The sequence below is a fragment of the Vibrio sp. VB16 genome, assembly GCF_015594925.2.
Taxonomy (GTDB): Bacteria; Pseudomonadota; Gammaproteobacteria; order Enterobacterales; family Vibrionaceae; genus Vibrio.
Window position 1 is genome coordinate 1,828,307 of record NZ_CP087590.1, and the last position, 13,557, is coordinate 1,841,863.

1 protein-coding gene is annotated in these 13,557 nt (G+C 43.9%); it reads right to left on the bottom strand.

The annotated features are described in order from the left end of the window. Positions 1 to 48 precede the first annotated feature (48 nt). Complete coding sequence (locus IUZ65_RS08380; protein WP_231363576.1) at positions 49 to 13,425, bottom strand: retention module-containing protein; 13,377 nt, start codon at positions 13,423 to 13,425, stop codon at positions 49 to 51. Between the last annotated feature and the right edge of the window lie 132 nt (positions 13,426 to 13,557).

The window sequence follows — 13,557 nt, forward strand, 5'->3', positions numbered from 1 at the left end:
CCCCTATATGAGCCCTCTTTAATCAATCTATCTTAACTAAAATTTTGTTTATCCAAACACATGAGCATCAAAAAGATCATTGACTAAATCAGTACTCGTGCTTGAGAAATCAGCCCCTAAACCTTGCACAACAATTGTCTGCGTCACTACATCTGGACTGTCACCTGTAATGAGTAGATTTATATCGTTACCATTATCACTAACGGTAGCGCTAACATGTTCGCTTAGGAAGTGTTCTAACGTTTCGTTTTCATTTTCGCTCAACAGATCTGACAGGTTAATAGTATCACCCTCGGTTGTACTAAAGTCAGTGATAATATCTACGCTATCGCTGACAAAATCTGATTGAGTCCAAATAAACTGATCTGCACCGCCAGCACCGGTCAAAATATCATCGCCTGCACCGCCTATTAATAGGTCGCCACCTGCTCCACCTACTAGTATGTCGGCTCCGTCCGTACCAAGTAACATAGTGGGTTCATCAGAAGCGACGATCAATTGCGGATCACTCTCAACATCAGGCGTATTGTCCTCAACGACAACGATATTAACGTTGGTTGGACTGCTCTCCACTGATACTGCACCCGACTCTGCTGCTATCGCAACAACGGACAAGGAAGCTGAGCTGTCTAAACCAACAATTTCTGCAGAATCCAAGGCATCTGCGTCGATGTACCACGAACCACCACTCAACGTTGCACCCGTCACAGAAGCGGTGTCTGGCAAGTCAGAAATTCGTATTGTTATGGTTTCGTCCGTATCAACATCTGAGGCGAAGACCAGATTAGCATTCAGTCCGATAAGCGGAATACCAATAGCGGCAAGGTTACCGGAAACGCTGGTTCTAATCTGCTGAGTTTGCAGTGCAAGTTGTAGTTCAGGAATACCGGATACGACAGGTGCAATAGTGATCGCCGCTGTGTCTGTATCCAATTCTATCGTACCGACAGAATCATAATTTCCGCCGTCATTTGTCACCATCGTCAAAGTATCAGTCGTAGCAGTGTTGCCACTACTAACCGTGTAAAAAACGCCTTCACCTTCATCCGAGGCTGTTAACAGTTGATTTACTTCTGAAATTGGTCCCTGAATAATGACCTGATTAGGATTCGAAGTATCAACGGTAACATTCAATAATGAATCTGGTATTACGGAAGTAAGCGTACCTTGCAAAGTACTTAACGTTACCGTTATCGGTGTGGTCTCAGGTCGCGTTGCATAGTCGATATCCTCTACACTTAATCCAGTCAGTTTCGTGACACTGCCTTCATCGACAGCCAGGCTATCAAACAGTGTATTTACTGGCGCGTCGTTAACGGCATTAACCGTGATATCAAAACGGTAGGTATCAGCGTCGTGTTCACTAACCACCCCTGTATCAGCACCGTAGTTTCCACCGTCATTAACATCAACGTTGACCGACACAGTGCCGTTAAAGTCCGGATTTGGCACAACGGTAAACCCTGTTGTGAGTAATGCGTTTATTTCAGAAAGCGAATTCGTTAACGTATAGGTGCCGTCTCCGTTATCCACTACCCAACTTGGCGAGCCACTGAATATGACCGTACTATCATTCACAGTAAGAATTGCTACATAATCATTGAGCGCATCAGGGTCGTTAGAATCTATATCGGCAATCTGAATGTTATCGATTAGAATCGAGCCACCTTCATCAATCACGGCTGGGCTGTTATTGTCGACTTCTATCGTTGGTTTGTCGTTAATCGGCTTAACCGTGATATCAAAACGGTAGGTTTCAGCAATGTGTTCACCATCTATTCCGCTATCCGTGCCGCTATTTCCACCGTCATTAACGTCAACGTTGACCGACACAGTGCCGTTAAAGTCCGGATTCGGTACAACGGTAAACCCTGTTGTCAGCAATGCGTTTATTTCGGAAATTGTATTCGATAACGTATAGGTACCATCACCATTATCCACGGCCCAAGAAGGCGAACCGTCAAACGTAATACGGCTGTCATTCACTGCAAGGGTCACAACATAATCGTCTAATGCATCAACATCTGCAGAATCTGGATCGGCGATTTGAATATTGGTAATTAGAATCGAACCATCTTCATTTAATTCAGGTGTATAGGTATCTGGTGCTTCAATGATTGGCTTGTCGTTTATCGACTCTATATCAAGTGTGATTGGGATAATAGTTGATGGTTCACCATAGCTTACGTTCCCGCCAACACCGTCGCTATCGATGGTTCGTACAGTAACAAATATTTGTGACAAACCAGAACCATTGTCCGGCCAATTGTTGCTATTCCAATCTGCTGAGTTAAACGTCACTTGAGTGACAGGGCTATCAGCGATGATTGTCCAAGTGCCATCAGCATTTAACACAACCGAATCAGCATCTGCTAACGAAATCAACGCCCCTTCGGGAACACCGGATATCGTGATTTCTATTTTCTCTACGTCGTTTTCGGTGTAATCCAATGTACCAGATGCGGCCTCTAGACTGTCTTGGTTATCGACAGTTTTCGCATTGATGTCTAAGACAAAGTCCTCGCCTTCCGTTCCTATCGCGGTAGCCGCTACCCTTGTATCGATCTCATCGCCTTTCGGTAAAACCGTAAGTTTGATAGAACCGGTTTGTTCTACTGGAACGTCAATGGTTTTTTCTTGAGTGTATACAACATATTGTAGATTAACCGTACCAGAAAAATCTTCTGCCGGAACGATCTCAATTCCGGTTAAATCTAGGTCAGCGGCATCTATATTGCTACCCTTGAGTTGAATGCTCCATTCACCAGTACCATTGTTTTTCACAGAATATAGACCGGTAGATCCAGCATTCACTTGTAACTGAAAATCATCGGGAACATTAGTGAGTTTGATTGATACAAATTGCTCTGAACCGTCAGAATCATCAAGACGTAGACCGATATTTCCTAACGATATTGCACTATCTTCATCACCCGATATGGCCACATCGAGTAAACTACCGTCAGCGTTTGTGGTTTCAACACCATCAACCACCGCGATAATATCAAAACTAACGCTACCTAAGTCAACATCAACGGGCACCGCACCATGGCTTACTAGTTCAGTGCCACCCACATCAAATATTGTGGTGTCGCTCATTGTGCCAGATAATTCTAGCTCAACGGTGACGCCACCCAGATCGTGAACGGGCGTAAAAATCAGGTCATTGAGCACGTCTTCAGCACTAACACCATTGTTCAATTTAGACGCATCGATACTGACACCTCCATTGACCAAAGAAATCGCACCAACGCCGTAGCTGTCCAGTGAGCCTTCAAAAGATAACGACCCCAAGCTTGGATCAACAAGATTTACGGCCACAGTATCAAGAGTTTCAATACCGCCTTCGCTTTGGAGTGTTGAACCATCCAATTTATCAATCGTTAAATTTAGGTGGATGGCTCCATCTTCATACGCCTTACCAGCCACTATTGATGTTGGTTCGTTATCGGTAAAGCTATCCGTCGTTTCAACGACTAATGTTGTTTCCTTTATACCATCAACAACAGGCGTAACTTGTACGGGTAGATTCAGCGTTGTGATGTTTTCATCACCTGACGTCTTATCCGTAATGACAACAGTGATAGGCAATTTAAAATCACCTGAATAATTGTTAGGCAATGTCAGCATTAAGCTTTCATTTGTTATGAAGCTTCCATCTGCATTGAGTTCGAAGTTTATTGCAAATTTTCCATTATTGAAGTTTTCTTCACCATTAATCGACAAACCGCCTAATGAGGTAAATGGTTCAATAGAGGTATCAATAACAATTGAAACCACATCATTTTTAGCGTCTGCACCTTCAAATTTAAGTATTCCTAGACCTTTAAGCTGCTCCATTAAGTCAATAGCGTTGTCTTCAGTACCAACGATAACCGTCTCGGGGGTAATAACAGGGTCAGGTAAAAGTGTTGTAGCTAAATCATCTGTATGCACGCTTGAGTTTGGATGGAGAAACACAACGTTAATATCCGTTGATACTTCTTTAGGCGCGCTACCTTCACCCTCGTCTCCCAAGTCAACAACTTCAGCTCTAACGGTAAAGCTAAGTTCATAAGGGTCTGTTTCACCAAGGGCATACAGACCATCAGGTGCAGTAATTGCAAAAGAATTTTCGTCAATGACGGTCCACGTACCATCGCCATTATCAATAGCGCCAGTTATAAATAGCTGGTCGATTAAATAATTATCGGCATCACTCAAAGGAGACGATAAATTTAGATCGATGACGATTTCAGATACCTGCTCTAAGGACGATGGGTCAAGGTCATTAAACCCTATTGAAATATTGGCTCCCGTTTCCTCTCCATTGATAGTAAAGCTAATGCTATCGTTGTCGCCGTTAACATTATAGACATCATTACTGCTATCAGTATCGCCGCCATCTTCAAAAGAAATGCCGTCCGTGTTTAGCGTCGTGATGGTAAGTATGGCTTCATCATCACCTTCAACTACGGGATTAACGACAACGCTAACAACGCCGTTAATGACATTTGTGGCCACATTATTCTCGTTATCTACATCCACCTCTTTAACCGTCAACTCGGTATCGAACTCAAAATCAACGCTTGAGTCTTCGGGTGCAAGAACATTAATAGTTAGAGTATCTTTAGTTAATGCCATACCATCTACAGCGGTAACTGTAATCGTGTCATCAGCAGCGAGTATGTATTCTCCGTTAACAAGGTATTGCGCGGCATCGCCACCATTAACCTCTACCTTATAATTGTCGCTTTCATCAATTATTACTTGTACATCAGAAGGGCCACCATCTAACGTCACTGAGGTTATAAACTCATTGTCTACCGTTGTCTTATTATCGAGTAAATTCGCATACCAATTGACACTTATCGCCGTATCTTCATTCCCTGTTGACGTAGTTGCATAGCTATCTGCGCTACTTATGACTGGCGTCACTTCGATAAAAATGTCTTTTTCTTCTATTCTCGTATTGCCATCATTTTCCGTCACAATTATTTTCGCAATAATGTGAATATCGTTAGTAGAGTTGACTAATGGTACAATTTTAATATTTGTACTCGACACGTTTGCTTCGTATTTTGGATAGCCATTTTCAATACCAACATAAGTCAAACTGACTTCATTACCTGTAGCAAGATCGATTATTTTATATTCGCCAGCATCGCCACCACCTGCATCCGAAAGAATAATAGAGATCGTTTCGGAGCCATCTTCAGGGCTTACTATCTCGCCTGTCTCAATGGCAAAATCGAGCGTGACTTCAGAATTCTCATCGATTGTCGTTTTGATGCCCGAGATCTCATCGCCAGACTGAATTACATCCCATTGTCCGTTACCAACGACAACTGGCGCGTCGGCAATGCCTTTTATATCAACATGGATAACTTGATCTGGAATACTTACATTGGTGTCAACCGCATTGCCGTTATTAAGGTCCGCCGTGTCTTCAATTGAAGCTCTAACTGTAAAGTCAAAATCAACATTGCTGTCTTGAGGTGGCGTAATGGTTGTGTTTGAATCTTGAATAACATCATAGGTAAAAATAAGATCCACAGGCTTAGCAACATCAATAACATTGCCATTAGAATCCAGTTCTAAACCTTTTCCATCAGCGTTAACGATCAGCGTGATAGTTTCGCTGCCATCTATGTAGCTAAAGACACTTCCCTCAGGAAGCCCTATTAACTCGATATAGGCTTGTTCAGAATTATCGGTGAGGTCATCGAACAGATTCACGGTGATATGATCTTGGGTTAAAAATGCCGTGTCCTCATCAACATTGACACGACTTACGATTAATTCACCTTCATCGGCAACAGGACGTACATCGATAACCACGGTATCCGATATGTAAGCTTGTTCTTTGCCTGGCTCGACTAATCTATTGTTGTTCTCTGTTGAAATTGCCGTTACTTCAAGTTCGATGACACCACTAAAATTGTCTTCTGGATTGACTTGCAGTGTTTTGACCTGCTGTGCGGTGACGTTGTAACCCATTACAACGTCGCCGTTCGGTAATGTGATCGACTCCGCGACTAAAATTGTACCATCGGCTAGTTCAAGAGTATGGTTCGAATCACCGTCTTTAAAGGCCACAACATAGGTTATCGTTTCACTATTATTATCTTGTGTTACTGCCTTGATATTTAATACTATATTGCCTTCGTCTTCCGTCCCTGATTCGTAAGTGTCTAGGTTACGCCAAGTAGGTGTATCCGCAATAGCGTAAACATCTATCGCTAATCTTCCAGAGATGGTTTCTAGTTCTACACCACTGTTATCATCTGTTCTCGATATCACAGCGCTGATGTTATATCTAAACCCGTTGCTTCCGCTTGACCTATCATTCGTTGGCACAAAGTACAGGTTATCTAAAGACAATTTGTCGCCATCAAGCGAAAAAGATTTTATTTGGCTTGCTGTTAACTCACCACCGGAGACGGCAATATAGTTTCCATTGTTATCTAAATAATAGAAACTGCCATTTGCATTGTTTGAAATCGAGATGGAATGCAAGCTTTCATTGGAATCAAGGTCACCGACGTTTACCACAAAGTCGACTTTAATGGGGGCATTCGTCGCATCGACGTTGTCATTGTCATTCACTACATTATCAGAACCGACTATCGCGTTGTTACGACCAGCATCTTCCGTTCCTGATGCGCTCAGTGTTTCAATAATGGAAGTGCTATCAGAAATATGGATGTTTATAGAGGATGTTGACGTATCACCATCCCTGTCGGTCGCCGTAAACGTGATGGGAATATCAAGTCCGTCGACGCCAGTATCGATATCTTTTCCAAGGCTTGTGTAGGTTACTTTGCCTCCAGATCTGACCTCTAACGTTCCAATCTCTTCGCCTTTGAATATGATCGTGTAATCGCTTTTACTGTTGGTTGTCGAATCCAGTCTTAGTTCTACCTCTGAGTTAGCAGGACCTGAATACTCCGTCTCTGTTATTTTTCCTAAATCAGCGCCTCGATGGTTATCAAGTTTCCCGTCGTTATCGTCATCCACTGCGACGAAGATATTAATGCTATGGCTTCGAGTACTGCTTTCTGCTAACGCAATTTCTTGGTTAGATTCTATTACTGGTACGTCATCGACAATAGTGACATTGAATTCATTTGTCGCGACGTCGCCATCTGTATCGGTCGCAATAACAGGCACGATGAACGTAACTTCATCATCATTTCCATCAGCTTTAGAGTGTGTGATTGCTCGTACTAACTCAAAGTTAACCTGGCCAAAAGTATTCGATGTGTCATCGTTATTTACAGTCACATTAATGATGACATCTCTTACGTCACCATTATTCTTTAAAGTAACACCTTGATAAACACCGACAGATACCTCTATAAATACAACTTCTCTTCCACCAGAAAGGATCGGTTCTGCGTCGAGAAGGGAATTAAGCTGCACTAAATCTAGTTCGAATGTTTCAATGTTGTCGACATTTTGGGTGACACTGATCATCGTTGAATCATGCTCAGTCTCCAAATAATCGGAACTGCCTTCAACTTGGCCGGACGTTTTGTCTATGCCGCTTTCTTCTAAACGGACATTCTGAATGTTGGAGACGATTGGGTCTTTTCCATCCGTTATGGTAATTCCGATCTTGGCCGCATTCGTTACTGTGTCATCATCCGTATCGGTAATATCCACACCGATGACCAGTTTATTGATATCACCATCGCTATTAACCTGTTCAATCGCTTGATGCTGAGTAACACTGTAAGTGCCATCGATATTGATAGTTGCAGACAGCACATAATTAGCAGTATTACTGCTGTCTGAGCCAGTATAAACGACCACCTTAGTACCATTTTCAACAATGGCGATATTGGTATCACTGTTATTACTGGTCAACCCTCCCCACGTGCTATTTAATAATACATCACTGTTAAACGTAACCGATTGGATATCATCACTGCCTTGAACAACCGCAACAGTTAAGTCATCGCCAGTAATCGTTTGAGGACCTTGTGTTTCCGTGAGGGCAACGTTGCTGTCGGTTGCGGTTGCGAGCGCACCGTCCGCTATCGTGATGTTGATATTGGCGGCATTTGATACGGTATCGCCATCGGTATCGGTAACATCCACACCGATGGTTAGTTCATTTATATCACCATCACCATTAGACTGTTCTATCGCCTGATGCTGCGTAAAACTGTAGGTACCATCAACATTAATGGTTGCTGACAGCACATAGTTAGCGGCAGTACCGCTGTCGAAGCCAGTGTAAACCACTACCTTGGTCCCGTTTTCAATAATGGCAATGTTGGTGTCATTATTATTACTGGTTAATCCTGCCCATGTATCGTCTGATAATACGTCGATGTTGAACGTGACTGATTGAACTTCGTCACTGCCCTGAACAACCGAAACGGTCAAATCAGCACCAGAATCATCTGTACTTATCGTTTGACCACTTCGCGTTTCAGTCAAGGCAATATTGCTATCCGTCGCCGTCGCTAAGGCGCCATCCGTTATGGTAATTCCGATATTTGCCGCATTCGATACCGTGTCACCATCGGTGTCAGTAACATCCACACCGATGCTCAAAACTGTCTTATCTAACGGCTGATTATTTTGTTCTATCGCCTGATATTGTGTAATGCTGTACGTACCATCAATATTGATGGTTGCCGACAAGACATAACTGTCTGTATCGTTGCTATCATTACCCGTATAAACAAGAACGGTTTTGCCGTCATCGCTCACCTTGACTGAAGTCTGTTCGTTATTGCTGGTTAAACTGCTCCAAACCACATTATTTTCGACGGCTGTATTAAAGGTGACCGATTCAACGTCGTCACTGCCTTGAACAACGGCAACGGTTAAGTCCCCGCCAGTAATCGTTTGAGGACCTTGTGTTTCAGTAAAAGCAACATTGCTGTCGGTCGCAGTTGCAAGCGCACCGTCCGCTATCGTGATGTTGATATTGGCAGCATTTGATACCGTGTCGCCATCGGTATCAGTAACATCCACTCCGATGGTTAGCTCATTAATATCGCCATCACCGTTAACTTGTTCTATCGCTTGATGTTGAGTAATGCTGTAGGTGCCATCGATATTGATGGTCGCTGACAACACGTAATTAGCGGTATTACTACTGTCTGAGCCCGTGTAAACAAGAACGGTTTTGCCGTCATCGCTCACCTTGACTGAAGTCTGTTCGTTATTGCTGGTTAAACTGTTCCAAACCACATTATTTTCAACGGCTGTATTAAAGGTGACCGATTCAACGTCGTCACTGCCTTGAACAACGGCAACGGTTAAGTCCCCGCCAGTAATCGTTTGAGGACCTTGTGTTTCAGTAAAAGCAACATTGCTGTCGGTCGCAGTTGCAAGCGCACCGTCCGCTATCGTGATGTTGATATTGGCAGCATTTGATACCGTGTCGCCATCGGTATCAGTAACATCCACTCCGATGGTTAGCTCATTGATATCACCATTATCGGTAACTTGTTCTATCGCTTGATGTTGCGTAATGCTGTAGGTGCCATCGATATTGATGGTCGCTGACAACACGTAATTAGCGGTATTACTACTGTCTGAGCCCGTGTAAACAAGAACGGTTTTGCCGTCATCGCTCACCTTGACTGAAGTCTGTTCGTTATTGCTGGTTAAACTGTTCCAAACCACATTATTTTCAACGGCTGTATTAAAGGTGACCGATTCAACGTCGTCACTGCCTTGAACAACGGCAACGGTTAAGTCCCCGCCAGTAATCGTTTGAGGACCTTGTGTTTCAGTAAAAGCAACATTGCTGTCGGTCGCAGTTGCAAGCGCACCGTCCGCTATCGTGATGTTGATATTGGCAGCATTTGATACCGTGTCGCCATCGGTATCAGTAACATCCACTCCGATGGTTAGCTCATTGATATCACCATTATCGGTAACTTGTTCTATCGCTTGATGTTGCGTAATGCTGTAGGTGCCATCGATATTGATGGTCGCTGACAACACGTAATTCGCGGTATTACTACTGTCTGAGCCCGTGTAAACAAGAACGGTTTTGCCGTCATCGCTCACCTTGACTGAAGTCTGTTCGTTATTGCTGGTTAAACTGTTCCAAACCACATCATTTTCAACGGCTGTATTAAAGGTGACCGATTCAACGTCGTCACTGCCTTGAACAACGGCAACGGTTAAGTCCCCGCCGGTAATCGTTTGAGGGCCTTGTGTTTCCGTGAAGGCAACGTTGCTGTCAGTCGCGGTTGCGAGCGCACCGTCCGCTATCGTGATGTTGATATTGGCGGCATTTGACACGGTGTCACCATCGGTATCAGTAACATCCACTCCGATGGTTAGTTCATTGATATCACCATTATCGGTAACTTGTTCTATCGCTTGATGTTGCGTAATGCTGTAGGTGCCATCGACATTGATGGTCGCTGACAACACGTAATTCGCGGTATTACTACTGTCTGAGCCCGTGTAAACAAGAACGGTTTTGCCGTCATCGCTCACCTTGACTGAAGTCTGTTCGTTATTGCTGGTTAAACTGTTCCAAACCACATCATTTTCAACGGCTGTATTAAAGGTGACCGATTCAACGTCGTCACTGCCTTGAACAACGGCAACGGTTAAGTCCCCGCCGGTAATCGTTTGAGGGCCTTGTGTTTCCGTGAAGGCAACGTTGCTGTCGGTCGCGGTTGCAAGCGCACCGTCCGCTATCGTGATGTTGATATTGGCAGCATTTGATACCGTGTCGCCATCGGTATCAGTAACATCCACTCCGATGGTTAGCTCATTGATATCACCATTATCGGTAACTTGTTCTATCGCTTGATGTTGCGTAATGCTGTAGGTGCCATCGATATTGATGGTCGCTGACAACACGTAATTAGCGGTATTACTACTGTCTGAGCCCGTGTAAACAAGAACGGTTTTGCCGTCATCGCTCACCTTGACTGAAGTCTGTTCGTTATTGCTGGTTAAACTGTTCCAAACCACATTATTTTCAACGGCTGTATTAAAGGTGACCGATTCAACGTCGTCACTGCCTTGAACAACGGCAACGGTTAAGTCCCCGCCAGTAATCGTTTGAGGACCTTGTGTTTCAGTAAAAGCAACATTGCTGTCGGTCGCAGTTGCAAGCGCACCGTCCGCTATCGTGATGTTGATATTGGCGGCATTTGATACGGTGTCGCCATCAGTATCAGTAACATCCACTCCGATGGTTAGTTCATTGATATCACCATTATCGGTAACTTGTTCTATCGCTTGATGTTGCGTAATGCTGTAGGTGCCATCGATATTGATGGTCGCTGACAACACGTAATTCGCGGTATTACTACTGTCTGAGCCCGTGTAAACAACCACCTTGGTGCCATTCTCAATAATAGCGACATTGGTATCACTGTTATTGCTGGTTAAGCCTGTCCATGTGTCGTCTGATAATACATCATTGTTAAAGGTGACCGATTCAACATCGTCACTGCCTTGAACAACGGCAACGGTTAAGTCCCCGCCGGTAATCGTTTGAGGACCTTGTGTTTCCGTGAGGGCAACGTTACTATCGGTTGCGGTTGCGAGCACACCGTCCGCTATCGTGATATTGATATTGGCGGCATTTGACACGGTGTCACCATCGGTGTCAGTAACATCCACTCCAATGGTTAGTTCATTGATATCACCATCACCGTTAACTTGTTCTATCGCTTGATGTTGAGTAATGCTGTAGCTGCCATCGATATTGATGGTTGCTGACAGAACATAGCTATTGCTGTCAGTGCTGTCATCACCTGTGTAGACAATAACGGTTTTGCCATCATCGCTTACCTTGACCGATGTCTGTTCGTTATTGCTCGTTAGGCTACCCCAGACTACATCACTTTCGACAGCAGTATTAAAGGTTACCGATTCAACATCGTCGCTGCCTTGTACTACTGCCACAGTCAATGGTGAACCTTGACTATCTTGATTGAAGGTTTGTGGTGCTTGAGTTTCTACAAATTCGATTGAACTATCGGTAGCCGTAGCTAATACCCCATCTCTAACCGAATAATTCAATTCGTTAGTAACAACGTCTCCATCAAAATCTACGGACGTGATCGGTAGTGGGAAATTAATAACATCACTGCCAGAATTTAATTGTTCAAGTACCTGATATTGAGTGATCGAATAGGTTCCATCGAGAGCAATAGTCGCCTCTAGAACAAGATTATTAGGCTCTCCGGCAACATATACCGATAGCGTTCGTCCATCGTCCGACAATACCGCTTCTAGTGGTTGATTATTTGTGAGTACGTCATTAAATAATGCCGTGCTTGCTTCATCAAAGCGGATGTCCTGAAGGTAATCAGAACCGATATTAATGGCTGCGCCTTCAAAAATGGCTGGGTTTTCAGGCGTCAGTTCTGTTGTTTCTGTGTAATCGATATCAATATCGACTGTCGTTTGGTCTTGTCCATCAAGGATGGTTGACGTAAGCACGACTGGAGAAACAAGACTGTTATTACTGGTGTCTTGACCTTGAATAGCGATATCGATTGACAGATTATTGTCAGTAAATCGAACCAATCCTGTGCTACCAATCGACGTGTTGTGATCGATAGGCTGTTCTAACGTAGTGGTGAGGGACAATTCTACATTAGCCCCAACGGATGTGGTTACTAAAGCAAACGTAATGACTGTCTCGCCACCCTGTACACCAATAATGCTGTTTGTTGCCTCGTCGAACCGGAATACAACGGGCTCACCTGATGAAGTAATCTCACTATTTAGCTCGACAAGCAGTGTCTCAAGCTGAACTTCTTCAAAGGTGAACGTTAGCGGATCGAGAGGTCGGTTTCCTGCGGTAACGGTACTGTTAACCGTTGACGTTTGTAACGCACTCGATGAATCGATTATTCCCTCAGTAATAGAGGCCGAGCCTACTTGTCCGCCTTCCGCGGGTCGAATGAGAGGAATATCATTATCTTCGGTTGCTTGTGTTCGCTCAAATCCTTGCGTTTCGAAGAACGTGGAAGCCAACGTTTCCATATAGGTATAATCGATAGTGACAAAGCCGGCATTTGCACTTGTTGCACCCTGCCCGCCAGCAGCCGTTGCTTCTAATGCAAGTGTCGGGTCAATCCCGTCCAATATAGCGGCTTGGATATCAGCAATATCGTCAAGCTCAAGTGTAGCCAGTTCACTCGCTATCGCCGTGGGGTCAACATTTATGTCACCAGATACTGGCGCAATGGCGAGGTTTTGACCATTATTAAGGCCATCAGGTGCAAGGCAAGAGACACAGTTTCTGTCTACAATGACCTGTTGACCGTTGATTTGCACAATGACTTCAGCGTTCTTAGGTGTCATTAATATGTCTTGGGGAATTAATTGCATACCTGATTCGGCAAACTTCGCGGCTTCACCTGGCCTAATCAAAATAGCGCTACCAGTGCTGGATTCAATAATGGCATTTTGATTCAAAATTTGTTCGTTCATACGGAGGTTCCCCAACACGGATATCTACTACTATGGAATTTAGTGCGAAATGAATTCTTTTAAATACGAGTCAACATGACCGAAAGATCATTGTAGAATATTAACTAAATGTAAAATCTGCACGATATCTTT

Excerpts from the sequence above, each read along its gene's own strand:
- IUZ65_RS08380 (WP_231363576.1), bottom strand. The coding sequence starts at position 13,425 with ATGAACGAACAAATTTTGAATCAAAATGCCATTATTGAATCCAGCACT.